The sequence below is a fragment of the Streptomyces sp. NPDC104226 genome, assembly GCF_055584085.1.
The window spans coordinates 136,947-161,819 of the sequence record NZ_JBVJMS010000013.1; the positions used below are offsets into that span (position 1 = coordinate 136,947).

General features: G+C 72.1%; 24 protein-coding genes. 20 read left to right on the forward strand and 4 right to left on the reverse strand.

What is annotated here, in order from left to right; genetic code table 11:
- Window positions 1-64 precede the first annotated feature (64 nt).
- Window positions 65-808 (reverse strand): class I SAM-dependent methyltransferase, encoded by a 744-nt coding sequence (locus ACZ60J_RS34005; RefSeq protein ID WP_469687902.1) that lies wholly within the window; start codon window positions 806-808, stop codon window positions 65-67.
- 197 nt (window positions 809-1,005) lie between these two features.
- Entirely contained in the window at window positions 1,006-1,479 is a 474-nt protein-coding gene (locus ACZ60J_RS34010; protein ID WP_469687904.1) for a DUF1772 domain-containing protein, read from the reverse strand.
- Between the two features lie 158 nt (window positions 1,480-1,637).
- Here ACZ60J_RS34010 and ACZ60J_RS34015 point away from each other — a divergent pair, with 158 nt between their 5' ends.
- The 20 genes from ACZ60J_RS34015 to ACZ60J_RS34110 all read left to right on the forward strand — a co-directional run bounded on the left by ACZ60J_RS34015 (window position 1,638) and on the right by ACZ60J_RS34110 (window position 22,679).
- Window positions 1,638-2,867: an FAD-dependent monooxygenase gene (locus ACZ60J_RS34015; RefSeq protein ID WP_469687906.1), complete on the forward strand. Its 1,230-nt coding sequence runs from the start codon at window positions 1,638-1,640 to the stop codon at window positions 2,865-2,867.
- A gap of 149 nt (window positions 2,868-3,016) precedes the next feature.
- Complete coding sequence (fabD, locus tag ACZ60J_RS34020; RefSeq protein ID WP_469687908.1) at window positions 3,017-3,988, forward strand: ACP S-malonyltransferase; 972 nt, start codon at window positions 3,017-3,019, stop codon at window positions 3,986-3,988.
- 123 nt (window positions 3,989-4,111) lie between these two features.
- Window positions 4,112-4,534: an acyl carrier protein gene (locus ACZ60J_RS34025; RefSeq protein WP_469687910.1), complete on the forward strand. Its 423-nt coding sequence runs from the start codon at window positions 4,112-4,114 to the stop codon at window positions 4,532-4,534.
- A gap of 131 nt (window positions 4,535-4,665) precedes the next feature.
- Window positions 4,666-5,433: an SDR family NAD(P)-dependent oxidoreductase gene (locus tag ACZ60J_RS34030; RefSeq protein ID WP_469687912.1), complete on the forward strand. Its 768-nt coding sequence runs from the start codon at window positions 4,666-4,668 to the stop codon at window positions 5,431-5,433.
- Window positions 5,434-5,467: 34 nt separating this feature from the next.
- A complete protein-coding gene (locus tag ACZ60J_RS34035) occupies window positions 5,468-5,920 on the forward strand; it encodes a hotdog family protein (RefSeq protein ID WP_250745296.1) in 453 nt (150 codons plus the stop codon).
- On the forward strand, window positions 5,917-7,194 hold the full coding sequence (locus ACZ60J_RS34040) for a beta-ketoacyl-[acyl-carrier-protein] synthase family protein (RefSeq protein WP_469687913.1): 1,278 nt from the start codon (window positions 5,917-5,919) through the stop codon (window positions 7,192-7,194). The genes ACZ60J_RS34035 and ACZ60J_RS34040 overlap by 4 nt, the downstream gene beginning before the upstream one ends.
- Window positions 7,191-7,640: a 3-hydroxyacyl-ACP dehydratase FabZ family protein gene (locus tag ACZ60J_RS34045; RefSeq protein ID WP_469687915.1), complete on the forward strand. Its 450-nt coding sequence runs from the start codon at window positions 7,191-7,193 to the stop codon at window positions 7,638-7,640. Before ACZ60J_RS34040 ends, ACZ60J_RS34045 begins: the two co-directional genes overlap by 4 nt.
- Window positions 7,637-8,926 carry a beta-ketoacyl-[acyl-carrier-protein] synthase family protein gene (locus ACZ60J_RS34050; RefSeq protein WP_469687917.1) on the forward strand — a complete coding sequence of 430 codons (1,290 nt, stop codon included), beginning with the start codon at window positions 7,637-7,639 and terminating at the stop codon, window positions 8,924-8,926. Before ACZ60J_RS34045 ends, ACZ60J_RS34050 begins: the two co-directional genes overlap by 4 nt.
- A 34-nt stretch (window positions 8,927-8,960) precedes the next feature.
- Window positions 8,961-11,339 (forward strand): beta-ketoacyl synthase N-terminal-like domain-containing protein, encoded by a 2,379-nt coding sequence (locus tag ACZ60J_RS34055; protein ID WP_469687919.1) that lies wholly within the window; start codon window positions 8,961-8,963, stop codon window positions 11,337-11,339.
- Between the two features lie 2 nt (window positions 11,340-11,341).
- A complete protein-coding gene (locus ACZ60J_RS34060) occupies window positions 11,342-12,451 on the forward strand; it encodes a 3-oxoacyl-ACP synthase III family protein (protein WP_469687920.1) in 1,110 nt (369 codons plus the stop codon).
- Between the two features lie 9 nt (window positions 12,452-12,460).
- Entirely contained in the window at window positions 12,461-13,348 is an 888-nt protein-coding gene (locus tag ACZ60J_RS34065) for an ester cyclase (RefSeq protein WP_469687921.1), read from the forward strand.
- Window positions 13,349-13,478: 130 nt separating this feature from the next.
- Window positions 13,479-14,471, forward strand: coding sequence for an aldo/keto reductase (locus ACZ60J_RS34070; protein ID WP_469687923.1), 993 nt, complete (start codon window positions 13,479-13,481; stop codon window positions 14,469-14,471).
- A gap of 40 nt (window positions 14,472-14,511) precedes the next feature.
- Window positions 14,512-15,699, forward strand: a complete 1,188-nt coding sequence (locus ACZ60J_RS34075) for an FAD-dependent oxidoreductase (protein ID WP_469687925.1) — start codon at window positions 14,512-14,514, stop codon at window positions 15,697-15,699.
- Between the two features lie 45 nt (window positions 15,700-15,744).
- Window positions 15,745-16,398 carry a thermostable hemolysin gene (locus ACZ60J_RS34080; RefSeq protein WP_469687926.1) on the forward strand — a complete coding sequence of 218 codons (654 nt, stop codon included), beginning with the start codon at window positions 15,745-15,747 and terminating at the stop codon, window positions 16,396-16,398.
- Window positions 16,388-18,088 (forward strand): AMP-binding protein, encoded by a 1,701-nt coding sequence (locus tag ACZ60J_RS34085; RefSeq protein ID WP_469687928.1) that lies wholly within the window; start codon window positions 16,388-16,390, stop codon window positions 18,086-18,088. The genes ACZ60J_RS34080 and ACZ60J_RS34085 overlap by 11 nt, the downstream gene beginning before the upstream one ends.
- Entirely contained in the window at window positions 18,085-19,026 is a 942-nt protein-coding gene (locus ACZ60J_RS34090; protein WP_469687930.1) for a TauD/TfdA family dioxygenase, read from the forward strand. The genes ACZ60J_RS34085 and ACZ60J_RS34090 overlap by 4 nt, the downstream gene beginning before the upstream one ends.
- Before the next feature lie 49 nt (window positions 19,027-19,075).
- The gene (locus tag ACZ60J_RS34095; RefSeq protein ID WP_469687931.1) at window positions 19,076-19,645 is read left to right on the forward strand and encodes a cupin domain-containing protein; all 570 of its coding nucleotides are present in this window, start codon (window positions 19,076-19,078) and stop codon (window positions 19,643-19,645) included.
- Between the two features lie 128 nt (window positions 19,646-19,773).
- Window positions 19,774-20,241 (forward strand): ester cyclase, encoded by a 468-nt coding sequence (locus ACZ60J_RS34100; RefSeq protein WP_250745285.1) that lies wholly within the window; start codon window positions 19,774-19,776, stop codon window positions 20,239-20,241.
- Window positions 20,242-20,405: 164 nt separating this feature from the next.
- Window positions 20,406-21,911 (forward strand): DHA2 family efflux MFS transporter permease subunit, encoded by a 1,506-nt coding sequence (locus ACZ60J_RS34105; RefSeq protein WP_469687933.1) that lies wholly within the window; start codon window positions 20,406-20,408, stop codon window positions 21,909-21,911.
- A gap of 153 nt (window positions 21,912-22,064) precedes the next feature.
- Window positions 22,065-22,679, forward strand: a complete 615-nt coding sequence (locus ACZ60J_RS34110) for a dTDP-4-dehydrorhamnose 3,5-epimerase family protein (protein WP_469687934.1) — start codon at window positions 22,065-22,067, stop codon at window positions 22,677-22,679.
- Window positions 22,680-22,759: 80 nt separating this feature from the next.
- On the opposite strand, the gene rfbB is transcribed toward ACZ60J_RS34110, so the two are convergent.
- Together rfbB and ACZ60J_RS34120 are read right to left on the reverse strand one after the other, a co-directional pair.
- Window positions 22,760-23,755 carry a dTDP-glucose 4,6-dehydratase gene (gene rfbB / locus ACZ60J_RS34115; RefSeq protein WP_469687936.1) on the reverse strand — a complete coding sequence of 332 codons (996 nt, stop codon included), beginning with the start codon at window positions 23,753-23,755 and terminating at the stop codon, window positions 22,760-22,762.
- Window positions 23,752-24,819 carry a glucose-1-phosphate thymidylyltransferase gene (locus tag ACZ60J_RS34120; RefSeq protein ID WP_469687937.1) on the reverse strand — a complete coding sequence of 356 codons (1,068 nt, stop codon included), beginning with the start codon at window positions 24,817-24,819 and terminating at the stop codon, window positions 23,752-23,754. Before ACZ60J_RS34120 ends, rfbB begins: the two co-directional genes overlap by 4 nt.
- Between the last annotated feature and the right edge of the window lie 54 nt (window positions 24,820-24,873).

The following is a 24,873-nucleotide window of genomic DNA, read 5'->3' on the forward strand; positions in this document are numbered from 1 at the left end:
CCCGGGACCGGGCCGTCACGGCATCCGCCGCACCGTCAGGCGACGTACCTCGGGCGGCGCACCCTCAGGCGACGCAGCGCAGCATCTCCAGCGGGGGGTTCTCGGCGAGGTTCGCCCAGTGCTCCGCGCCGAACTCCTGGAGGCCGGCCTCCGACACCTTGATCGGGGTCCAGGTGAGCTCGCTGAATCCGGCCGCCTTCAGGGAGTTCTCGTAGACCTCGCGGCGCGGGAAGTTCGCGATGAACGTGACCGGCGGGTCGAGCAGTGCCGTGGTGCGGACCTGCTGCCCGGTCTCGACCGTCTCACCGGTCAGCTCGGTGCGGAAGCCGTACTTCTCCGGGGTGGGCCCGTCGAAGCGGTAGTCGGGCGACTGGTTGATCAGGAAGAGCTCGGCGCCCGGCTTCAGGCTCCGGTGGATGTTGCGGCACATCCGCTCCGTGGTGGCGATGTCCGAGGCGTAGTTGAGGAGCTGGACGGCCAGCCCGACGTCGAAGGGCTCCTCGAAGGACCGCAGCTCGGCCGCGTCGCCCACCTCGTAGCGCACGCCCAGGGGGTCGCGCTCCTCGATGCCCTGCGCCACGGAGACCAGCTCGCCGGAGATGTCGATCCCGAGCACCTCGGACGCGCCGCGCCGCTTGAGCTCCCGGCTGTAGAAGCCGGTGCCGGACGCCACGTCGAGCACCGACTTGCCCGTCACGTCTCCGACCAGGGCCAGGAATCCGGGCACGATCGCCCACTGCTCCAGCGGAAGGGCCTTGAACCCCTCGTACGCCTCACCGATCTTGTCGTACTGCTCCTGTGCACTCATGGTGCCGTCCTCCCCGTTGGTTTTCACCGTGCGAGAGGGCCTGCTCCCGCCCGCGAACGCGGCGGATCAAGCCCTCTGACCGGCAGTCTCTCCCAAACCGGCAGGCCATCAGCCTTGGTGAAAACCACGAAAACCGGCCACCCCTCCGGGCCTCCCGCACAGCCCGTCCGGCGTGCGCGATGCGGCGGAGCCGGGGTTCAGGAGGCGGCCAGCGCCACGCACATCCCGCCGAGCGCCACCGCCTGGAGCAGGACCCGGACGTTGATGACGCTGTCCCAGGTCCGCTGCAGCCCGCGGGCGTCGGGCGCGACGCGGCAGTCCAGGGCCGCTCCGGTGAGCTCCTTGTTCACGGGCGCGCTCACCTTGTTGTAGACGGCCAGCCACACCACGAGCGCCAGGGCGGCGATGCCCGAGGCCACGGACGGCGTGGTCTTGCCCTCGAACCCGGCGACGGCGGCGGTGCCGACCGTGGCCACCAGGCCGAAGACGCCCGGTACGGGCATCCTGCGGTCGCCGAAGCGGTGGATCTGGCCCATGGCGCTGGTCAGGGCCGCGTCGTCGACGTGGGCCATCGCCGGCCGCTGGACGAGTGCCGAGAACACGTCGGTGCCGTAGACCACCGCGTTGGCCATGGTGGCCACCACGGCCAGCGTGAGCAGGAGCGCTTCCATCACAACCACCTCTGGGTTATAGCGATGCTAGATGTCCTGCTGACACTATCAACATCGGCGCTCGCAATGCTAGCGTTGACAACTCCCGGAGTCCGTCAGGGATTTCGCACCCGGCGGGAGCGGCCCGGCCGCCCGGACAGCCACGAGGAGAGCTTGAGATGGCCATAGGACGTCCCCGTCGCGTACTCATAGCCGGCGGAGGGATCGGCGGCCTCGCCGCAGCCCTCGCACTCCAGCGCAAGGGCTTCGAGGTCGTCGTCTTCGAGCGGGCCGAGGAACTGCGCGACGGAGGTGCCGGACTGCACGTCTGGACCAACGGCATGCTCGCGCTGGACTACCTGGGCCTGGCCGAGAAGGTCCTGGAGATCGCCCCGGCCCAGCAGACGGCGCACTTCAGCACCTGGCGCGGCGAGGTGCTCGGCGCCTGGCCGGTGGGCGACTTCGTCACCCGCTACGGACAGCCCACCATCGCCGTCGAACGCTCCGTACTGCACGGCATCCTGCGCGACGCGCTGGAGGGCCCCGTCGTGCGCACCGGAGCCCACGTCATCGGCTTCGACCAGGACGCCGAGGGCGTCACCGTCCGCTTCGCCGACGGCGGCAGCGACCGCGGCGACCTGCTGATCGGGGCCGACGGCATCCACGGAGCCGTGCGCGACGCCATGTTCGGCCCCGCCAGGAACCGCTTCAGCGGCTACATCGCCTGGCGCGGCCGGGCCCCGATGGAGCACGCCGACATCCCGCCGGGCACCTTCAACGCGATGTTCGGGCCGGGCACCCGCTTCACCTACTACGACGTCGCCCCCGGCCTGGTGCACTGGATGAGCGTGGCCAACGGAGCGCCCGGCGGCCGCGACGAGCCCGGCGTACGGGACATGCTGCTGCGCCGCCACGCGGGCTGGGGCGGCCCGGTCGCGGACATCCTGCGCGCCACCCCCGAGGAGTGGATCCTGCGCGGCGACGTCGAGGGCCGCAAGCCCGAACGCCAGTGGGGCAAGGGCCGCGTCACCCTCCTCGGCGACGCCGCCCACCCCATCACCTTCAACATCGGCCAGGGAGCCTGCCAGGCCCTGGAAGACGCCCTGGTGCTCGCCGAGCACCTGGCGGGGGCGGGCAGCGACCCGGTCGCCGGCCTGCGCGGCTACGAGACCGAGCGTCGCGCGCGCACGGCGCCCCTGCAGCGCATCGCCTGGCGGATCGGCCAGATGGGCTCGGTCGAGAACCCCCTGCTGATCAAGGCGCGGGAGGCCTTCATGCGCAAGAACTGGAACACCAAGGCCTTCGGCGCGGCGGAGAAGGGGCAGGTCGCCTACGGAACCCGCTGGGCCAAGGCCCCCGGACGGGCGGCCGCGCAACCGGCCACCGCCCCCGGCGCGGCCGCTGGCTGAATCGAGGCGCATTCGAGGAATGCGCCAGAACGTGATGCCAGATTTCACGGTGTCGAGGACGGCCGCCGACGGCGCTGCGGCTCAGCGGGCCGACGCCATCCGGCTGCTCGGCGGCCTGTCACCCACAACTCAGTGAGGTAGGAACGGGGATGATCGACAATCTCTTCACGATGTTTCCCGGCCAGGGCTCGCAGCGCGCGGGCATGGCCGGACACCTCCTGCGCGCACACCCCCGCACGGTCGGACGCGTGCTGGCCCGGGCGGAGGAGGCCACGGGACTCCCCCTGACGGAACTGTGCACCACGGCCCCCGACGCGGACCTCGCACCGACCGAGATCGCCCAGCCCGCCATCGTCGCCACCAGCCTCGCCGTGTACGAGGTACTGCGCCAGGAGACGGGCTTCCGCCCCGCCGCGGTCGCCGGTCACAGCCTGGGCGAGTACACGGCCCTGATCGCCGCCGGCGTCCTCGAAGCGGGTGACGCACTGCGTCTCGTACGCCGCCGCGGCGAGCTCATGGCCGGTGTCTCGCGCCGGGTCTCCGGGGCCATGACCGCGCTCATGGGGCTGGCTCCGGAACGGATCGAGCAACTCTGCGCGGAGGCCGCACCGTTCGGCGTCGTGGAGGTGGCCAACTACAACGAGGCGGGCCAGACGGTCGTCTCCGGCCAGAGCGAGGCGGTCGCCGAGGTGGGCCGGCTCGCCCTGGAGGCGGGCGCCGAGCGGGCCGTGCCGCTCAAGGTCTCCGCACCCTTCCACTGTTCGCTGATGAGCGCGGTCGAGGACGAGTTCACCGCCGAACTGGAGCGCACCACGTTCTCCGCGCCCCGGCTGCTCGTCATCAGCTCGGTGACCGGCGCCGCGGTACGGGACGGGGCGCACGCCCGCGACCTGCTCCGGCGCCAGCTCGCCGGCCCCGTGCGCTGGGTCGACGTGCTGGCGGCCGCCTCGCTGCACGGAGTGGGCGGCTACCTGGAGGCCGGCCCCGGCCGCGTCCTCAGCGGCTTCGCGGGCCGCTGCGTGCCCGGCGCCCTGGTGCGCAGCACCAACGACGAGCGCCGCATCAGCACCCTGCTGCGCGACCTGAGCCCCGAACCGCTCGCCGGCGCGGCCGCCGCCTGAACCCGTACGCCCGACCGTTCCCGTACGCCCGACCGATCCCGCGCTCCCGCGCCTCCGGGCCCCTGCGCCCTCTCCCTCACCCTCCGTCCCCTCCGGGGGAACCCATTCGAAAGGCAGCACACGGTGCCCGAAACCCTGACCACCCTGTCGACCGACTACCTCCCCGCGGTCCAGGCCGCCATAGCCGACGCCCTCGGCATCGACGAGGCCGAGGCCGTTCCCGACGCGACCCTCCTCGGGGCGCTGGGTGCCGAGTCCATCGACCTGCTCGACATCCTCTTCCGGCTGGAGCGCGCCACCAAGGTGAAGATCACCGTGGCCGACATCGCCAACCTGCTCCAGGGCGGCATCCCGGACGAGGAGTTCGGCGACGAGAACGAGGTCGTCAACGACACCGGCCTGACCCACCTGGAGAAGGTCCTGCCGCAGTTCGACCGCACGCAGCTCGCCGAGCCGCTGACCGCCGAAGGCGTCCTCGGCCTGTTCACCGTCCAGAACCTCACCGATCTGCTGACCGAGCGCGCCCACGCGGCCGCCGCAGCCTGACATGCCGTCCCGCGTCCGCCCGGCCCCCACCGACGGGCCGGGCGGGTGCGGGGTGGCGCCGGGGCCCGTATGGCGCCCGTCGGCCGCAGCAGCCAGGACGCCCACCTCGTAGCAGAAACGGGAAGAGACAGATGAAGCTGAAGGACCGCACCGCCCTGGTCACCGGTGCCTCGCGGGGCATCGGCCGGGCCATCGCCCTGGCCCTGGCCGAACAGGGGGCGGCCGTCGCAGTCAACTACCGCTCACGCCGGGAAGACGCCCTGGCGGTCGTCAAGGAGATCGAGGCGGCGGGCGGCCGGGCCGTGGCGATCGGAGCCGACGTCTCCGACCCCGAACAGGCCGCGGAACTGGTCGCCGAGGCCATCCGTCAGCTGGGCTCCCTGAACGTGCTGGTCAACAACGCGGGCACCAGCGACGACGGCCTGATCTACCAAGGCGCGCCGGACGCCTGGCTGAACGTCATGAAGGTCAACTTCGGCGGGGCGTACCACTGCACGCACGCCGTCATGGAGCACTTCATGGCCCAGGGCGAGGCCACCGTCGTCAACATCTCCTCCGCCATGGGCGAGCGCGGCTGGATCGGACAGTCCAACTACTCCGCCTCCAAGGGCGCCCTGAACTCCTTCACCCGCTCCGCCGCGATCGAGCTCGCGCGGTTCGGCGTACGGGTCAACGCGGTCCTCGCCGGCTTCACCCCGACCGAACTGGTGGGCGAGGTGCTCCAGCGCGACGGGGGCAAGAGCATCAAGCGCCAGATCCCCCTGCGCCGCTTCGCCACCGTCGAGCAGGTCGCCGCGGCCGCCGTGTTCCTCGCCGGCCCGGACTCCGGCTACACCACCGGCGAACTGCTCACCGTGGACGGCGGATTCTCCGCCCAGCTCGGCATCGGCCGCCCGTAACGGACCGGAGGGAACGGAAGAAGAAGAGACGACGATGCGATTCCATCTGATCGACCGGATCGAGACCTGGACCCCCCGCGAGCGGATCACCGCCCGCAAGGTCACCACCGTCGACGAGGACTACTGGCAGGCCACGGCGAACGGCCCGGCACTGCCCTTCGGCCTCGCGCTGGAGGCACTGTGCCAGTCGGCCACCTGGCTGATCATGCTCAGCACCGACCACACGCTGCGCGCGGCGCTGCTCGCCGTCGGCGAGGCCACCGCCCACCGTCCCGTGGTGCCCGGTGAGGTGCTCCGCATGGAGGCCAGGATCGAATCGATGAACGACGACGCCGCGATCCTGGACGGCACCGTCACGGTGGACGGCGAGACCGTCCTGGAAGCGAGCGGCATCATGTGCGCGCTCATCGACGCCGAGCGTCTCGACGACCCGGCGAACACGGCGCGCATGGCGCGACAGCTGCAGGGCGGAGGACCGGTCGGATGAAGCGCGTAGCCATCACCGGAGTCGGGGCGGTCACCCCTCTCGGGAACGATGCGGACAGCACCTGGGAAGGCCTGGCCACCGGACGCAGCGGAGTCGGTCCGCTGACCACCTTCGACGCCTCCGGCTTCCCGGTGCGCATCGCCGCACAGGTCAAGGACTTCGACGCGGCGGCCGCCATCCCGGCGAAGGTCGGGCGCAAGCACCTCTCCCGCGTCGGCCAGTTCGGCGTCGCGGCGGCCTGGGAGGCGGTGCGCTCCGCCGGGATCGACGGGCTCTCCGAGGAGGTGTACGCCGCCGACGAGCGCGGCGTCGCCATGGGAGCCAGCGTCGGGCGCCCCGAGCTCCAGGCCCTGCTCGACATCGGGCACCTGCGGGCCACCACCGGCCAGGCGGACGCCTTCATCTGCCAGCCCCCCGCCCTCACCCTGACCGACGACCAGAACGTCCCGCTGGCCGCCATGGCCCGGATGGTCGGCGGCACCGGCCCGATGCTGGGCATCAGTACGGCCTGCGCCGGATCCGGGCACGCCATCGGGGAGGCGTACCGCGCCATCCAGGAGGGCGACGCGAAGCTGATGATCGCCGGCGGCTACGACTCGCTGACGACCTGGCTCGACCTGCTCGGCTTCAGCCTGCTCGGGGCACTGACGGACCGGTACAACGACGATCCCGAGCACGCCTCGCGCCCCTTCGACGCGGACCGCAGCGGCTTCGTGGTCGGCGAGGGAGCCGTCGCCGTCATCCTGGAGGACATGGACGCGGCCCGCGAACGCGGCGCCACCATCCTCGCCGAGGTCCTCGGCTACAGCTCCACCCTCAACGCCTACCGCATCACCGACTCCCCGCCGGACGGCTCCGGAGCCATCCAGGCCATGGAGGGGGCCATCGCCGAATCCGGCCTCGGTACCGGCGGCATCGACTACGTGGTGGCGCACGGCACCAGCACGCACGGCAACGACCAGTCGGAGACCACCGCCATCAAGAAGGTGTTCGGCGCCGAGGCGCAGCGGCTGGTGGTCAGCGCTCCCAAGTCCATGGCCGGACACCTGACCTCGGCCAGCCTCGGACTCGGCGTCCTCGCGGCCGTGGGCGCGATGCGGCACTCCCTGGTGCCGCCCACCCTCAACCTCGACCGGCCCGACCGCGGGCTCGACCTGGACTACGTACCGAACACCGCCCGCTCCATGCCGGTATCGGCGGTCCTCATCAACGCCTTCGCGTTCGGCGGCAGCAACACCAGCATCGTCATAGCCGCCCCGCAGGAGGAGGCGTGAGCACCGCGACGGCTCCGGCCACCGCCGCCGCCGAGTCCACCGCGACCGCCGAAGTCCCCCACGGCTTCGACCGGCTCGTGGAGCTCGTCCCGGGCGAGCGGGCGGTCGCCGTCCGCAACATCCCCGCCACCCTGCCCGTCTTCGACCACCACTTCCCCCGGCACCCCATCCTGCCGGGCGTACTGCTCCTGGAGAGCATGGCCGACCTCGCGAAGGCCGCCGCGGGCGGCGACCCGGCCGGCTGGCGGCTCGCCTCCGTACGGGGCGTCCGCTGGAAGCACTTCGTGGCCCCCGGCGACCAGGTCGAGATCACCGTCGAGGTGACGGGCCGCACCCAGCAGACGACCGATGTACGGACCACCGCCCGGGTCGAGGGCCGTGTGGTTGCCGCCGCTCGCCTCCTCACCCTGGTGAGCGCCGACAAGCCCAGGGAGGGCACAGCATGAGCGACGACAGGCGGCGCGTGATGGTGACCGGCATCGGTCTGATGACCGCGATCGGCCAGGGCGCCGCACCCACCTGGGAGAACCTCCTGGAGGGCCGCAGCGGGATCGGCCCGCTGCGCGCCTACGACCCCGCGCCGCTGCGCACCGGCATCGGCGCCGAGATCCCCGACTTCGACCCCACGCAGTGGGCCAACCGGCGCACCCTGCGCATGCTGTGCCGCGGGGACCAACTGGCCCTGGCGGGCGCCACATTGGCGCTGCGCGACGCCGGTCTGGACGGCGCGGGCGACCTCGGCGGGCGCGCCGGGCTGTTCCTCGGCAGCAACAAGGAAATGCCCCGCATGGACGAGCTCATCGCCCAGCTGCAGGCCGTCCGCGCCGAGGACGGCACCCCCGACCTGTACAAGCTGGGCCAGACGGCCTCCTCGGTGATCGCCCCGCTGTTCTTCGTGGAGGGGCTGCAGCCCGCGGCCGGCTTCCACATCTCCGAGAAGTACGGCATCCGCGGCGCCAACGCCTACTTCGCCGGCACCGCCGACGCCGGCGCCATGGCGATCGGCCGCGGGATGCGCACCGTACGCCGCGGCGAGGCCGACATCGTGCTCGCCGGCGGGTACGACGACGCCACCGGCTGGTGGGCCATGTCCAAGATGGACGGCCTCGGCGTCCTGTCCACCCGCACCGACCTCGGCCGGGAGGCCTTCCGGCCCTTCGACCGGGACCGCAGCGGCTCCGTGTTCGGCGAGGGCGCCGCCCTCCTCGTCCTGGAGGAACGCGAACACGCCCTGGCGCGCGGCGCCCACTGCTACGCCGAGGTCACCGGGTACGGCGCGGGCAACGACTGCGTACGCCCGCCCAGTCCGCAGGCCAGGGCCCGCGGCCTGTCCCGGGCGATCGTCCGCGCGCTCGACGACGCGGGCGGCGTCTTCCACGACGGCGGCTACATCGCCGCACACGGCTGCGCCACCGTCCAGGGCGACGCCAGCGAGACCCTCGCCCTGCACGACGCGCTCGGCACCTCCGCCAAGGCGGCCCAGATCAGCAGCATCAAACCGCAGACCGGCCACCTGGTCGGCGGAGCCGGCGCCCTGAACGCGGCCGTCACCGCGCTCGCCCTGGACTCCGGCGTCGTCCCCGCCACCCAGAACCTGCACCACCAGGCCGACGAGTGCGACCTGGACTACGTACCGCTCACCCCGCGCGAAACGCGGCCCGACAGCGCACTGGCCCTCGCCCGCGGTCTGGAAGGCCAGGCGGTGGCCATCGCCATGGGGCGGACGTCATGACGGACATACGCATACCCCCGGACGGAGAGCGGACATGACCGACGACGCGTACGAGCACGACACCGCACCGGGCGGCACGGGCCGGACCCGGACCCGGACCGTGGTGGTCTGCGGCGTCGGCGCCGTGACCGCCCAGGGAGCCACCGCCACGGCGCTGTGGGAGGGCGTACGGGCCGGATACCCGGCCATCGGACCGGTGCGCGGCATGCCGATGGAGGGCTACGGCACCGACATCGGCGGCGAGGTCCAGAGCGAGCTCGCCCCCGCCTACGACTACCTGGCCGCCTTCGGCGGACGGGACCGCGAGCCCGCCGTCGACTTCGCGCTGGCGGCGGCGCAGGAGGCGCTGGACCAGGCGGACCTCGGAGGCCTGCCCGCCGACCGCTGGGGCGTCTCCTTCGGCTCCTGCAACGGCGGGCTGCGCAGCGCGGAGAAGCTCGCCCGCAGAGCCCGGGCCGGCGGCGCCCCCGAGGACGACGGCCGGCACTACCTGCTGGTGCCCCCGCAGGCCATCGCCGAGGCGCTCAGCAGCGCCTTCGGGCTCAAGGGGCCGTCGCTGTCGGTGAACACGGCGTGCGCGTCGGGCGCCCACGCCATCGCCCACGCCGTCGAATCGATCCGCTCGGGACACTCCGACGCCATGCTCGTCGGGGGCAGCGACGCCTTCACCGAGACGGCCTGGGCCGGATTCACCAGCCTCCAGTCGCTGTCCAGCAAGCCGGCCGCCCCGTACTCCAAGGACCGCGACGGCCTCTCGCTGGGCGAGGGCGCGGGCATGCTCGTCCTGGCCGAGGAGTCCGTGGCCCGCGCCGCGGGCGCCACGGTCCTCGCCGAGGTCCTGGGCTACGGGCTCTCCGCGGACGGCTACCACGCCACCGCCCCGCACCCCAAGGGCGAGGGCGCGGCCCGCGCGATCCGCGGTGCGCTGCGGTCCTCCGGGCTCACCCCCGAGGACGTCGGCTACATCAACGGCCACGGCACCGGCACGCCGAAGAACGACTCCGCCGAGAGCAACGCGGTCCGTGCCGCGCTGGGCGAGAGCGCCGAGCAGACCCCGCTGAGCAGCTCCAAGTCCATGATCGGCCACCTGCTGGGCGCCGCCGGGGCGGTCGAGGCCATCGTCACCGTCCAGGCACTGGTCGAGCAGATCGCCCCGCCCACGGCCAACTTCACCGGCGTGGACCCCAAGTGCGGCCTGGACGCCGTGCCCGACGCCGGGCGCCCGCTGGCCATGGACGCCGCGCTGTCGAACAACTTCGCCTTCGCCGGGGCCAACGCGTGCGTGGCCTTCGGCCGTCCGGACGCCCGGCGGTTCACCGCCGAGGTCCCGCCCGCCGGGGAGAAGGTGGTGGTCACCGGCTTCGCCGCGATCACCGCGGCCGGTACGGGCGCCGAGGCGCTGTGGCGGGCCTGGCGCGAGGGCGGCCCGCTGGGCGCACCGGAGGACGGACTGCGCGTCGCGCGCGCGGACTTCGACCCGGCGGCGCACTTCTCACCCGCCGAGCGGCGCCGCGTGGACCGGCTCGGCCAGCTCGCCGTGGCCTCCTGCCGGGTGGCCCTGGAGCACGCCGGACTCACCGCCGACGAGCGGGTCGGCGTCGTCCTGGGCACCGGGCTGGGCCCGATGCGCAGCATCGAGGACTTCCTGCAGCCCGTCCTCGACATCTGCCCCTCCTACGGCAGCCCGGCCGTCTTCCCCAACACCGTCTTCAACGCCGCCGCCGGCCAGGTCGCCATGAACGTCGGCGCCAAGGGCCCCACCTCGACGGTGACGACCGGTCACGCGGCCGGGGCCTCGGCCCTGACCGTCGCCTACGACCTGCTGCTCCAGGGCCGCGCGGACGCGGTGCTGTGCCCGGCGGTGGAGGACCTCTCCCCGGGCGTCCTGGAGGCCTACCGCGGGCTGCCCCTGTTCGGGGACGAGGGCTACACCCTGTCCGAAGGGGGCATCGCCCTGGTCCTGGAGCGCGAGTCGAGCGCCCTGGCCCGCGGGGCCCGGGTGCTGGCCGAGTTCGCCGGGCACACCACCACCTGCGACGCCCAGGGCATCGGCCGTTGGGACGCGGAGGGCGAAGGCGTGGAGCGGGCCATGCGCGGGGCCCTGGCCCACGCGGGCGTCCGGCCCGACGAGCTGACCGGGATCTGGGCCAACGCGGCCGGCCTGGAACGCGCCGACGGCCCCGAGCAGCTGGCCGCCGGCCGGCTCGAAGGGGCGGGCTCCGTCCCCGTCCACACCCCCAAGCGGACGCTCGGCGAACCGGCGGGCGCGGGCGCACAGCTGGCCGCCGTACTCGCCCTCACCGGCTGGGACAACGGCCTGGACAGCGGGCCGGTCCTCATCAACAGCTCCTCGCTCGGGGGGACCCACATCAGCCTCGTCCTGCGTCCGGCCCGTCCCGCTACGGAGAACTGACCATGTCACCCAGCACCGACCGCCACGTATCGATCCTCGCCACCGGCGCCCACCTGCCCGGCGACCCCCTCGACAACGACGCCCTCGCCCGGGTCTGCGGGCCGCTGCCCGACGACGTACTGGAGGGCATCCAGGTCAAGCGCCGCCACTGGATGGTGGACCCGGTCACCGGCGAACACCGTACGAGCACCTCCGCCATGGCCACCGCCGCCGCCCGCCAGGCCCTGGAGCGGGCCGGCGTGGAGGCGGCCGAGGTCGACCTGATCGTGCTCTCCACCGCCAGCCCGGACTACCTCCTGCCGGTCGCGGCCACCTACGTCCAGGAGCAGCTCGGCCTGGAGAACTGCGCGGTCATCGAGGTCAGGGCGGGCTGCGTGGGCGCCGTCCAGGCCTTCGACATCGCCCGGCGGCTGCTGGCCGACGGCACCTACCGCACCGCGCTCGTCATCGGCGCGGAGTCGGTCTCACCGCTGCTCGCACCGGTCTTCCTCGGCCGCGACCCGCACAAGGTGCGGATGCGCGACCGGCTCACCGTCTACACCTTCGGCGACGGCGCCGGGGCCGTGGTGCTGCGCGGGGGCGAGGAGGGCTCGGCCCACGAGGGCAGCCGCCAGGTGTTCGCCACGCAGTCCATGGGCGGCGCCCGCAAGCCCGGCATGCTGATCGTCGGCGGCGGCACCGACGCCCCGCTGCACGAACAGCAGCAGCGCACGCGTCTGATGGACATCAAGCTCGACATCCCCGGCACCGCCCAGTTCGGCCCCAAGGTCTTCGTGGAGGGCATCCACGACATGCTGCGCCGCTCGGGGCTCGCCCTCTCGGACATCGACGCGTGCGTGCTCCCGGAGGGCAACGCCGAGTACTTCGCGAGCGAGTACGGCACGGCCGGGCTGTCCGAGGACGACCAGGCCACCCTGAGCAAGATCATCGTGGAGAACCTCACCGACGTGGGAGCCACCGGCTCCGCCGCGGTCCCCCTCGCGCTGGACGCCGGCTGGACCGAGGGCCGCATCCGGCCCGGGGACACCGTGCTGCTGCTCGCGATCGAGGCCAGCCGCTACCTGTACGCGGGACTCACCCTCACCTGGGAAGCGCCCTTCCCCACCAGCTAAGGAAGAAAAGTGTCGATACAAGAGACGGAGCGCGCCGCGGTGAGCGTGGAGGAGCGCAACAAGAAGACCATCCGTGCGGTCTTCGACACCTTCGTGAACCGGGGCGACTTCTCCATCGTGGAGGAGATCTACAGCCCCGACATGATCGACCACCAGCCGCTGCCGGGTGCGCCCGAGGGGCTGGAGGGCGTCAAGTACACCATCGCGGGACTGCGCGAGGGCTTCCCCGACCTGCACGTGACCATCGAGGACATGAGCGCCCACGGCGATCACGTCGTCATCCACAACACCTGGCGCGGCACGCACCGGGGCGAGTTCCTCGGCATGCCGCCCACCGGGCGGTACATCGAGTTCCAGGGCGTGGTGGTCTGGCGGCTGCTGGACGACGGCCTGATCGCCGAACGCTGGGGCATCGGCGTCGAGTCCAACATGCTCTCCGTGCTCGGCATGCGCCGCCTCGCGCCCTCCTCGCGCGGCGCCGCCCGCGCGGCCGCGCGCCGGAGCGTCGAGCCCGCCACCGTGCTCCTGCCCCTCCCCGAGGGCGGCGCCGCCCGCTGGAAGGACGTACAGGCGGAGTTCTCCGGGCCGCGCCTGAGGGAGTACGAGGCCTCCCGGCGCAGGGCCGGCATCCTCCAGGAGTCCTTCGCCCTCCAGCGGCTCGGCGACCAGGACGTACTGGTGCTCCGGCTGGAGGCGCGCGACCCGGCGGGGGCCGCGAAGCGGCTGGGGCAGTCCCGCGAGGCCTTCGACGTGTGGCTGCGCGCGGCCGCGGCCGAGGCGCTCGGCGCCGACCCGTGGGAGTCGTTCGCCGCGGAGCACGCCGAGCGCGCCGGGAAGACGGCGGAGCGGGAGCACACCTGGTCCTCCGTCACGACCGAGCTGAGCTCCGCGGCCTGACCACGGCAGCACGGCAGCACGACTGGTGTGCCGCCCTCCCGGCCCGGCCTCGAGGGCGGCTCCGGCAGTTCTCTAGTCTAGCTACGCTAGAATTCCTAGCGACGATAACTACCGCGGAAGGCGCATGATGATGCGGCAACGAAAGCTCGGCAGCCAGGGGCTGGCGGTCTCCGAGCAGGGTCTCGGATGCATGGGCATGACCTTCGCCTACGGCCCGGCCGACGACCAGGAGGCCCTGCGTACGGCCCACCGGGCCTTCGAACTCGGCGTGAACCTCCTCGACACCTCGGACTTCTACGGTCCGCACACCAACGAGGAGTTCGTCGCCAAGGTCATCGCGGGGCGGCGCGACGAGGTCGTCGTCGCCTCCAAGGTCGGCAACGAGGTCACCCCCGACGGGACGATCACCGGCAAGCAGAACGGCCGCCCGGAGTACATCCGCGCCTCCGTCGAGGGCAGCCTGCGCCGCCTCGGCACCGACCGGATCGACCTCTACTACCTCCACCGGGTCGACCCCGCCGTACCGGTCGAGGAGACCTTCGGCGCCCTGTCCGAACTGGTCGCCGCCGGCAAGGTGCGCCACCTCGGCATCTCCGAGGCGGCCGCCCCGACCATCCGCCGCGCCCACGCCGTCCATCCGCTCACCGCGGTGCAGACCGAGTACTCCCTGTCCACCCGCGACGTCGAGGTCAACGACGTCCTCGCGACGGTCCGCGAGCTCGGCATCGGCTTCGTCGGCTACAGCCCGCTCGGCCGGGGCCTGCTGACCGGCGCCATCCGCACCCTCGACCACCTCGCCGCACACGACTTCCGCCGGGTGGCCCCCCGCTTCCAGGGCGACAACCTCGACGCCAACCTGCACGTCGTCGAGCAGCTGACGGCCCTCGCCGAGGCCAAGGGGATCACCACCGGCCAGCTCGCGCTGGCCTGGGTACTGGCCCAGGGCGACGACGTCGTCGCCATCCCCGGCACCAAGCGGGTGAAGTACCTGGAGGAGAACATCGCCGCGAGCGCCGTCGCCCTGAGCGCCGACGACCTCGCGGCCCTCGACCGGATCGCCCCCCACGGCAGCACGGTGGGCGACCGCTACCCCGCCGGCGCCATGGCCACCCTCGACGGCTGAGCCAGGACCCGTCCATCCCAACGTGAGTGAGTGAATGACCATGGCGAACATCACGATCATCGGCGGAGGCCTGGCCGGTCTGGCCGCGGCGATCTCGGCCGCGGAGCAGGGAGCCCGCGTCACCGTCCACGAGGCCCACTCGCACCTGGGCGGGCGCGCCCGGTCGGCCTCGGCGCCCTACGTCACCAACGACGGCCCCCACACCATCATGGACAACGGGCCTGTCTGGCACTGGCTGCTCCAGCGCGGCCTGGCCGGCCGCTACGTACGGCTGTCGTTCCACGAGTGGACCCGGATGCGCTTCCGCCACCAGGGGAAACTGCGGATGACCCTGCCGAGCGGCTACATGAAGATGTGCTGGCTCCACCGGGACATCGAGGTCCCCATCGACCGCTCCTTCCAGGACTGGGCCAGTGAGCGCTTCGAGCAGCAGACCGTCAACGAGGCCCTCGGCTTCCTCGGCCCCATCCTCTTCGACGGCGACCCGGGCCGGCTCTCCGCCGCCTTCGTCTGGGAGCGGCTGCTGCGCGTGGGCACCCCCCGGTTCCCGCTGCCCAGCCGCTACTTCATCGGCGGCTGGGGCACCGTCGTCGAACGCATGGAGCGCGTGGCCAAACGGCACGGCGTCGTCATCGAGACCGGGTCGCGGCTCACCGAACTGCCCACCGACGGACCGGTGATCGTCGCCACCTCGCTGGCCTCCGCCCGCAGCCTGCTCGGCGACAGCTCGCTGGACTGGCCCAGCGGCACCTCCGCCCTGCTCGACATGGCCGTCACCCGGTCGAAGAAGGACGGGAACGTCTCCTTCGACATGGACGAGGGCGGCTTCACCTCCCAGTACTCCGACCACGACCCCTCGCTCGCCCCGAAGGGCGAGGCCCTCTTCCAGGGAGCCATGCCGCTGCGACCCGGCGAGTCGAAGAACGAGGCGCTGGCCCGGCTGGAAAAGCTCTTCGACCTCACCACCCCCGGCTGGCAGGACCGCATCCTGTGGCGCCGCGACGGAGTCTCCCGCGGCCGCACCGGAGCCCTCGACCTGCCGGGCCTGAGCTGGCGCGACCGCCCCGCCGTCGACCGAGGGGACGGCGTCTACCTGATCGGCGACGCCGTCGCCGCCCCCGGCATCCTCGCCGAGACCTCGATCAACAGCGCCGTACACGCCGCCCGACTCGCCGTCGCCGCCAAGCCGGTGACCCGGCGCACCGCCGTACTCGGCGGCCTGCGCTGAGCTCCCGCACCACCCCTCCCACTCCACCCTCCAAGGGGGCGGCACATGAGAATCACGCTTTCGGAGCGCGGCACTCCTGACTGGCAGGTCGCGGCAGACCTGGCCCGGACGGTGTTCGCCAAGCAGTACCAGGCCAACATCTTCCCCGACCCGGACACCTTCCTCGCGTTCTTCGAGGACGCCGAGGACGGCACCGAGGAAGCACTCGCCTGCGCGGGCATCACCTACGCCGAGAGCTCCGAGATCCTGCTGGAGCGCTACCTCGACGCACCCGTCGAGGACATCATCGGCGCCGCCGTCGACGGCTTCGTCCAACGCACCCAGGTCATGCAGGTCGGCAACATCGCCTCGGCCAGGGTGACCGCCGGCGCCGAGATCATCAAAGCGATCCCCCTGGTCATGGCGTGCCTCGGCCGGCCCTACGCGGTGATGACCATGACCGAGCGGCTCGCCGCACTGATGGAGCGGCTCGGCGTGGTCTTCCACCCCCTCGCGGACGCCACGTCGGACCGCCTCACCTCCGAAGAAGCGGCCTCCTGGGGCTCGTACTACGAGACCCAGCCGATGGTCGGGTACGCCATCGCGGCCGAACAGAGCACCCTGCTGCTCGCCGCGATCGGCCGCTACTGCTTCGAGAAGATCGACATGCGGCTGGTCAGCAACCGCCCGAAGGCGAAGGTGCTGACCCGTGCCGCATGACACACCCCGGGTGTCCCTCGCCGGGCGGCTGCTCGAACAGGCCGACAGCGACGCCGTGATGGTGCGCGTCCTCGCCGCCGTCGGCCCGGACGGCGCCCCCGCCGGCACCGCGGCCTCCTGGAGCTACCGCGAGATCATCGGCGCCGCCCGCGTCTGGGCCGGACGCCTGGAACGCTGGGCCGCGGAGCACGGCCGCCCCGCCCGGGTGGGACTGCTCGCCGAGAACTCCCCCGAGTGGGTCGTCGCCGACCTCGCCCTCCTCTTCGGCGGAGCCGTGGAGATCCCGGTCCCCACCGCCTTCACCGCCGAACAGGCGGCCTCCCTCCTGGAGACCGCCGACATCTGCCTCGTCGACGACAGCGGCGCCCGCGCCCTGGAGCGCTGGACGCAGAGCACCGAGACCGCCGTCCTGCCGGCCGGCTGCTCCGTGACCCCCGTCGGCCTGCGGGAACTCCTGGCCGGGGCGCCCGCCGCGGGGCCCCTCCCCGAAGTCCCCGCGCAGGACGCGGTCGTCAAGGTCATCCACACCTCCGGCACCACCTCGGCCCCCAAGGGCGTACGGATCCGCCGGCACGGCCTCGACGAACTGCTGACCTCGCTGCGGGCACGGATCCGCCCCGCCGACTTCGAGCGCTACCTCTCGGTCGTGCCCCTGAGCCTGCTCATCGAACAGGTCGCCGGGCTCTACATGCCCTTCCTCACGGGCGGTTCGGTGTCCTTCCTGCCGCCCGGCACCGCGCTGGTCGGCACCGCCGCCGACGCCGGCCCCCGGATGCTCACCCTGCTGCGCCAGGCCCGCCCCACCGCCCTGGTCGTACCGCCCACGGTCGCCGCCCTGTTCCTCGCGCTGTGCGACGAGCAGCCCCTGGAGGGCGTGCGCGAACGCCACCAGCGGATCTTCGGCCACGACGGCCCGGTCTTCGTCGCCTGCGGCGGAGCCCCCGTGCCCGCGGAGGTCCTGCAGCGCCTGGACGCGTACGGACTCACCGTCCACGAGGGCTACGGGCTCAGCGAGAACTCCTCGGTGGTCTCCTGGAACGTTCCCGGCGAGGTCCGCTTCGGCACCGTCGGACGCCCGCTGGACCACGTGCGGGCCGAGCTGGCCGAGGACGGCGAACTGCTGATCCACAGCAGCTCCCTGTTCGCCGGATACACCCGGGAGGACCCCTCCAGCGTCGTCGTGGACGAACAGGGGCGGCTGCACACCGGCGACCTCGCCGAGATCGACGAGGACGGCTACCTGCGGATCACCGGCCGCAAGAAGAGCATGGTGATCACCGCGAGCGGACGCAACGTCTCTCCGGAGTGGGTCGAGGCCCGCTACAGGGAACTCGGATTCATCCGCGAGGCCGCGATCGTCGCCGACGGGCTCGAACAGGTCCACGGCCTCTTCGTCGTCGACGCCGGCCTGGACCCGGACGCCGCACGGCGCCGGATCGAGGAGTTCGGCCGCGAACGGCTCTCCGGCATCGAACGCGCCGCCGTCATCCACCTGATGCCCGAGGACGACCCCGGGTACGCCACCTGCTTCACCGTCACCGGCCGCCCGCGGCGCGACGTCGTACGGGCCCGCGTACTGCACCAGCACACCGCGCCGGACCACACCGCACCTGACGCCACCGCGCCGGACCACACCGCGCCGGACCACACCGCGCCGGACCACACCGAGAAGAACCTGGAGCACGCATGACCTCCGCAGTCACCACGGCCGCCGTCACGACGACCGCCGTCAGAACCACCCCCTACGGCACCGGCACCGGACTGCTCGTGGAGCCCGTAGAGGGCGGAAACCTCGCGGACATCGACCCGAAGGTCCTGCGCGACCTGCTGGCGCAGGCGGGCTTCCTCCTGCTCCGGGGCTTCGGCGGCTCCGACATGGCCGGCTTCACCGGGCTGGTGCAGGCCACGTCCACCTCGACCACCCTCGACCCCGCCCGCGACTTCTACTCCGAGGTCGCGCAGAAGGTCGACGCCGGCTTCGACGAGGTCGGCCTGCACACCGAGAACGGCAACAGCCCCTTCCGCTCCCACCTCGCCTGGTTCTTCTGCCAGAAGGCCGCGTCCTCCGGTTCCCAGACCACCGTCTGCGACGGCTACCGCGTCTGGGACGCCTTCAGCCCCGCCGCGCGCGAGGCCTTCGCCGCGCAGGACATCGTCTACAGCCGCTACGTCGGCGAGGCGCAGTGGCGGGCCATGGCCCACCACCTGCTCGGCGGGACCACGCCGGCCGAGGAGATCGACGTCGCCGAGCTCGTCGCGCTCGGCGACCGGACCCCCGGCACCAGGATCGTGGCCCAGGAGGACGGCGGAGTCCGCTACTCCTTCCGCACCCCCGCCGCCGACCGCACCGTCTTCGCCGAGCGGCCCTCCTTCGCCAACAGCATCCTCGGGCCCTCCTTCAACTACGAGAAGCCGAAGATCACCTTCGCCGACGGCACCGAGCTGTCCGCGGAACTGCTCGCCGAGGTCGAGTCGGTGACGGCCCGCCTCACGGAGAACCTCGACTGGCAGGACGGCGACGCCGCCCTCATCGACAACACCCGCGTCATGCACGGACGCCGGGCCATCACCGACCCGAACCGCACGATCTTCAACGCCCTTAGCTACATCGAGGCCCCCGCCGCCTGACCGCCCCGACCGTCCGGACCGCCCGGACCGATGAATGGGAGAACATCCGATGGCACGCTCCGGAGACACCCTGCACATGGGGGCCGACCGGCTCACCTTCCTGGCCACGGCGGCCGACACGGACGGGGCCTACCTGGAAGTGGAGGTCGACTACGCGAGCGCCGCCCACATGCCGCCCGCGCACTACCACCCCAAGCAGACCGAGCTCTTCCGCGTCCAGAGCGGGCAGATCAACGTCCGGCTCGACGGCACCCTGCACACCTACGGAGCCGGAGCCGAGTTCCACATCCCGCCGGGCGTGGCCCACTCGATGTGGAACGACGGCCCGGAGCGGACCCGGATGACCTGGCGCGTCACCCCCGCCTACCGGACCGAGCAGCTCTTCGAAACCCTGTGGGGGCTGGCCGGCGAGGGCAGGCTGCGCCCCGACGGCACCCCCTTCCTGCAGATGCCGCTGCTCGCCCTGGGGTTCCGCGACGAGTACCGGGCCGTCACCGGCCGCCCGCACGCCGTCGACATGGCCCTGTCCACCCTGCTCGCTCCGGTCGGCCTGGCCTGCGGCTACCGGCCCACCTACCGTCCGCCCCAGACCGCAGACCGGAGCGGGGCCGCCGCCTGACCGACCCGTACGGTCGCCCGTACGTCCACCCGTACGAACCGGCATTCGAGCCGGAATCGAGGGTGCGCCGAGGCGTGCCTCCTAGCGTCAGCCGCATCAGAAGACGGTCGATGCGTGGAGGAAATGTCATGGCCATGGAGCACGAGTTCATCCTGCCCGGTGCGGACCTGCCCCAGCCCGATGCCGACCTGCGCAAGAAGCGCGAAGCGGTCATCCTGGAGCACACGGTCGCCGAGATCGCCTGGGACATCGATGGTGTGCTCGCCACCTTCCCGCGCGGTGGCATCTACCGCATCCAGGCCTTCGAGGAGGGCCCGCTGATCGGTGCCGAAGCCATCAAGAAGGGCTACTTCGCCGAGCTCCAGGCCGCTTTCCCCAACCTGGAGCACGAGCTGCACCACGTGCACCACACCCCCACCGCGGTCATCCTCGAGGCGCAGGCGCGCGGCAAGCAGGAGGCGGACTGGCGGGGGATACCCAACCTCGGCAAGTCCATCGACGCCCCCGTCGCCGTCTTCTTCCACTTCGACGGCGACGTGCTGGTCGACGAGACCCTCTACTTCGACATCGCCACGTTCCAGCGTCAGCTCGGCTGACCCGGTACGCCCTTCGCGCTGATGCGGGGCCCCGTACCGATGCCGGTGCGGGGCCCCGCAGCGTTGCGGCGCCCCGACCGGAACTCAAGTTGAACTTGAGGTTCCGTCCGTAGCGTCAGGAGCGCCGGCTCGGCATGTGTCACCCTCCAGAAAGGAAGCTCTGAATGAGCGCCGTCAACCCCCCAGCCTCGGGCGGTGGGAACAAGAAGGTGGTCTTATGGGCCATCCTCACCACCAGCGTCGCCTCCTTCATGGCGGGGCTCGATCAGCTGGTGATCATCACTGCGCTGCCCACCATCAAGGACAAACTGGGCGGCAGCCTCTCGGATCTGGAATGGACGGTCAACGCCTACACGCTGTCCTTCGCGGTGCTGATGATGTTCGGCGCCGCACTGGGTGACCGCTTCGGCCGGCGCAAGGTCTTCGTCCTCGGCCTGCTGCTGTTCACGGCCGCCTCGGCCGCCGGGGCGCTCGCCCCGGGCATCGCGGAACTGATCGCGGCGCGCGCCGTCCAGGGCGCCGGCGCGGCGATGATCATGCCGCTCTCGGTGACCCTGCTGACCGCCGCGGTACCCGCGGAGAAGCGCGGTACGGCCCTCGGCATCTGGGGCGCCGTCAACGGCCTCTCGGTCGCCGCCGGTCCGCTCGTCGGCGGTGCCATCGTCGAGCACCTCTCCTGGCAGTGGATCTTCTGGCTCAACGTGCCGATCGGCCTGGTCCTCGCGCCGGTCTCGCTGCGCATGCTGGCGGAGAGCAAGATCTCCGGATCCCGTCTCGACGTCGTCGGCACCATCCTGGGCGGCATCGGCCTGTTCGGCATCGTCCTCGGCATCGTCAAGGGCAACATCGACGGCTGGACCTCGCCGCTGGTGCTCGGCTCCCTGATCGGCGGAGCCCTCGTCATGGTCCTCTTCGTCCTCTGGGAGAACCACACCGAGCACCCGATGGTGCCGATGCGGCTGTTCCGGATCAAGGCGTTCACCGCGATCAACCTGGCCGGCACCCTGATGTCGGTCGGCATGTTCGGCGCGATCTTCCTGATGACCCAGTTCTTCCAGAGCATCCAGGGCTACAGCGCCATGGAGACCGGCGTCCGGCTGCTCGCCTGGACCGCCATGCCGATGGTCGTGGCCCCGCTCGGCGGCATGATCTCCGACCGCGTCGGCGGCAAGCCCGTGGTCACCGTCGGCCTCGCGATGATGACGGCCGGCATGGTCTGGTGGGCGTTCGTCCTCGAACCGGGCACCTCCTACGTCGCCCAGCTGCCCTCCCTCATGATCTGCGGCGCGGGCATGGCGCTGTTCTACGCACCGCTGATGAACCTGACCATGGCTTCCGTCAAGGAGCAGGAGCAGGGCATCGCCTCGGGCGTCACCGCCGCCACCCGCGAGGTGGGCGCCGCGCTCGGCGTGGCCCTGCTGGCCTCGATCTTCAGCGCCAACGGCGGTTACGCCTCGGCGGAGAACTTCGTCGACGGCCTCGTCCCCGCCATGTGGGTCGGCGCCGCCGCGGTGGCCGCCGCGACCCTGTCCATGCTGCTCGCCCCGGGCCGCCGGGCGGCGACCCCGCCCGTGGCGCAGTCCGGACCTCCGGCCGCGTCCCAGTCCGCCCCGGCCCGCGCCGCGGCCGCTCCGGCCGCCGAGGAGTCCACTCCGGCCGCGGTGCGCTGAGGCCGCAGCCCCGTACGCCTGTCGACGGCCTCCGCGCCCGCGCGGAGGCCGTCGCCATGTCCGCTCCAGCCCGCTCCGAGCGCTGCCGGAGCCGGCCGCCACAGACTCTGACCGGCCCGCAGTCCACCCCTTACGACAACGAACCGAGGAATCATGCCCATTGAGGAGATGAAGATCCAGGACGCCTTCCGGATCACGCCGTCGCCGCTGTCGGACAACCGCGGCAGGTTCTTCGAGGCCTGGCGCATCGGCGAACTGACCGAGCTGACCGGCCAGCCGTTCACCGTGCGGCAGGTCAACTTCTCGGTCTCGCGGCGCCATACGCTCCGCGGCATCCACGGCACGACGCTGCCGCCCGGCCAGGCCAAGCTCGTGACCTGCGTCCGGGGCGCCGCCCTCGACGTGGTCGTGGACCTGAGGGTCGGCTCGCCCACCTTCGGCATGTTCGACACCACCCTCCAGGAAGCCGACTCGGGCATCGGCGTCTACCTCGCGGACGGCCTCGGCCACGCCTTCCTCGCCCTGACCGAGGACACCTGCATGAACTACCTCTGCTCCGAGGAGTACGTGCCCGGCACCATGGTGGACATCCAGGCGCTCGACCCGGAGATCGGCATACCGTGGAACGGCTCGGAGCCGTACATCAGGTCCGCGAAGGACGCCGCCGCGCCGAGCCTCTCGCAGGCCGCCGCCCTCGGGCTGCTCCCGACGTACCAGGAGGCCGTCGCCTCCTACGGGGACTCCTACGCGAACCGCCCCGCCCGCTGATCCGGGCGCACGAGAACGCGGCGGGCGCCGTACCTGCCCGCCGCGTCTTCGTGTGCCCGCCGGCCCTCCTGCCGGCCCGCTCAGGCCAGGGCGGCCCGCTGCTGGAGGGGCTCCCACCAGGAGCGGTTGTCCCGGTACCAGGCGAAGGTCTCCGCGAGCCCCTCGGCGAAGTCCTTGCGCGGCCGGTAGCCCAGCTCCGCCGAGATCTTGGAGCAGTCCACCGAGTAGCGCAGATCGTGCCCCAGCCGGTCGGCCACGTGCTCGACGCTGTCCCAGCCCGCACCGGCCAGGTCCAGGAGCAGCGTGGTCAGTTCCTTGTTGCTCAGTTCCGTACCGCCGCCGATGTTGTACACCTCGCCGGGCCGGCCTCCGGTGCGCACCAGCTCCAGGCCCTGGACGTGGTCGTCGATGTGCAGCCAGTCCCGGACGTTCTGCCCGTCCCCGTACAGCGGGACGCGCAGCCCGTCGAGGAGCCGGGTGGCGAACAGCGGGATGACCTTCTCGGGGAAGTGGTGGTGCCCGTAGTTGTTCGAGCAGCGCGTGACCCGCACGTCCAGGCCGTGCGTGCGGTGGTAGGACAGGGCGACGAGGTCGGAGGAGGCCTTGGACGCCGCGTACGGGGAGTTGGGCCGCAGCGGATCCGTCTCCGGCCAGGACCCCTCGGACACCGACCCGTACACCTCGTCCGTGGAGACGTGCAGGAAGCGGGCGCTGCCGCCCGGGCGGCGCAGCGCCGCGTCCAGCAGGGTCTGGGTGCCCAGGACGTTCGTGGTGATGAACTCGCCGGCGCCGAGGATGGAGCGGTCCACGTGGGACTCGGCGGCGAAGTGCACGACCTGCTCGTGCCCGGCCACCAGCTCCCGCACCAGCTCCGCGTCGCAGATGTCGCCCTGCACGAAGCGGAAGCCGGCGTGCCCGCGGACGGGGTCGAGGTTGGCGGGGTTGCCCGCGTAGGTGAGCTTGTCCAGCACCGTGATCTGCACGTCGCCCGGCCCCTGGGGGCCCAGCAGCGTACGGACGTAGTGGGAGCCGATGAACCCGGCTCCGCCGGTCACCAGGATGCGTGTCGTGGTCATGAGGATATCTGCACCTTGCTGTGGTCTCCGAGGACGAGCCGGTGGGCGGCGGGCACCGGCGGGGCGGGGGTCACCTCCGCGTGGCGTCCGATGATCGAGGCCTCCACCCGGCTGACGCCGCGCACCGAGGCCCCGTCCAGGACGATGGAGAACTCGATCTCGCTGTCGACGATCCGGCAGTCCCGCGAGATGGACGTGAACGGGCCGATGTACGACCCGGACACCACCGCGCCCTGCCCGATCACGACGGGACCCACGATGCGCGATCCGCTCACCGTGGCGCCCTCGTCGATCTGGACCCGCCCGATGATCTCGCTGTCCTCGTCGACCGAGCCGCGGGTGTGCGGTTCGGCGAGTTCGAGGACGGAGCGGTTGACCTCCAGCATGTCGGCGACGTTCCCGGTGTCCTTCCAGTAGCCGGAGATCGTCGTGGAGCGGACGTCCTCGCGCGCGTCGATCAGCCACTGCAGCGCGTGGGTGATCTCCAGCTCGCCGCGCCAGGACGGCTCGATGGCGCGCACGGCCCGGTGCACGGCGGCGGTGAACAGGTAGACCCCGACGAGGGCGAGGTTGCTCTTGGGGAACTCCGGCTTCTCCTCCAGGCCCACCACCCGGCCGTCGGGGCCCAGCTCGGCCACCCCGAAGGCCCTCGGGTCCGAGACCTCGGTGAGCAGGATCTGCGCGGCCGGCCGCTCCGCCTGGAAGGCCTCGACCAGGCCGCGGATGCCGCCGACGATGAAGTTGTCCCCGAGGTACATGACGAAGTCGTCGTCGGCGAGGAACTCGCGGGCGATCACCACGGCATGGGCCAGGCCCAGCGGCGCGGACTGCGGGATGTAGGTGACGCGGAGCCCGAACTTCGAGCCGTCGCCGACGGCTTCCCTGATCTCCTCGGCGGTGTCCCCGACGACGATCCCGACCTCGGTGATGCCGGCGTCGGCTATCGCCTCCAGGCCGTAGAAGAGCACCGGCTTGTTGGCCACGGGAACGAGCTGCTTGGCTGATGTGTGGGTGAGGGGGCGCAGGCGGGTTCCGGCCCCGCCGGAGAGCACGAGAGCTTTCATGGCACCGAAGGCTAGGAGCGGGCGCTTGAGCCGGGGTCGGGGACCGGCCGGGCA

Bases quoted from the DNA above. Each gene is read 5' to 3' on its own strand.
- ACZ60J_RS34015 (WP_469687906.1), top strand. From the start codon at position 1,638: ATGGCCATAGGACGTCCCCGTCGCGTACTCATAGCCGGCGGAGGGATC.
- rfbB (WP_469687936.1), bottom strand. From the start codon at position 23,755: ATGACCACGACACGCATCCTGGTGACCGGCGGAGCCGGGTTCATCGGC.
- ACZ60J_RS34050 (WP_469687917.1), top strand. From the start codon at position 7,637: ATGAGCGACGACAGGCGGCGCGTGATGGTGACCGGCATCGGTCTGATG.
- ACZ60J_RS34095 (WP_469687931.1), top strand. From the start codon at position 19,076: ATGGCACGCTCCGGAGACACCCTGCACATGGGGGCCGACCGGCTCACC.
- ACZ60J_RS34040 (WP_469687913.1), top strand. From the start codon at position 5,917: ATGAAGCGCGTAGCCATCACCGGAGTCGGGGCGGTCACCCCTCTCGGG.
- fabD (WP_469687908.1), top strand. From the start codon at position 3,017: ATGATCGACAATCTCTTCACGATGTTTCCCGGCCAGGGCTCGCAGCGC.
- ACZ60J_RS34120 (WP_469687937.1), bottom strand. From the start codon at position 24,819: ATGAAAGCTCTCGTGCTCTCCGGCGGGGCCGGAACCCGCCTGCGCCCC.
- ACZ60J_RS34110 (WP_469687934.1), top strand. From the start codon at position 22,065: ATGCCCATTGAGGAGATGAAGATCCAGGACGCCTTCCGGATCACGCCG.
- ACZ60J_RS34030 (WP_469687912.1), top strand. From the start codon at position 4,666: ATGAAGCTGAAGGACCGCACCGCCCTGGTCACCGGTGCCTCGCGGGGC.
- ACZ60J_RS34010 (WP_469687904.1), bottom strand. From the start codon at position 1,479: ATGGAAGCGCTCCTGCTCACGCTGGCCGTGGTGGCCACCATGGCCAAC.
- ACZ60J_RS34080 (WP_469687926.1), top strand. From the start codon at position 15,745: ATGAGAATCACGCTTTCGGAGCGCGGCACTCCTGACTGGCAGGTCGCG.
- ACZ60J_RS34105 (WP_469687933.1), top strand. From the start codon at position 20,406: ATGAGCGCCGTCAACCCCCCAGCCTCGGGCGGTGGGAACAAGAAGGTG.
- ACZ60J_RS34035 (WP_250745296.1), top strand. From the start codon at position 5,468: ATGCGATTCCATCTGATCGACCGGATCGAGACCTGGACCCCCCGCGAG.
- ACZ60J_RS34090 (WP_469687930.1), top strand. From the start codon at position 18,085: ATGACCTCCGCAGTCACCACGGCCGCCGTCACGACGACCGCCGTCAGA.
- ACZ60J_RS34055 (WP_469687919.1), top strand. From the start codon at position 8,961: ATGACCGACGACGCGTACGAGCACGACACCGCACCGGGCGGCACGGGC.
- ACZ60J_RS34075 (WP_469687925.1), top strand. From the start codon at position 14,512: ATGGCGAACATCACGATCATCGGCGGAGGCCTGGCCGGTCTGGCCGCG.
- ACZ60J_RS34060 (WP_469687920.1), top strand. From the start codon at position 11,342: ATGTCACCCAGCACCGACCGCCACGTATCGATCCTCGCCACCGGCGCC.
- ACZ60J_RS34005 (WP_469687902.1), bottom strand. From the start codon at position 808: ATGAGTGCACAGGAGCAGTACGACAAGATCGGTGAGGCGTACGAGGGG.
- ACZ60J_RS34100 (WP_250745285.1), top strand. From the start codon at position 19,774: ATGGCCATGGAGCACGAGTTCATCCTGCCCGGTGCGGACCTGCCCCAG.
- ACZ60J_RS34070 (WP_469687923.1), top strand. From the start codon at position 13,479: ATGCGGCAACGAAAGCTCGGCAGCCAGGGGCTGGCGGTCTCCGAGCAG.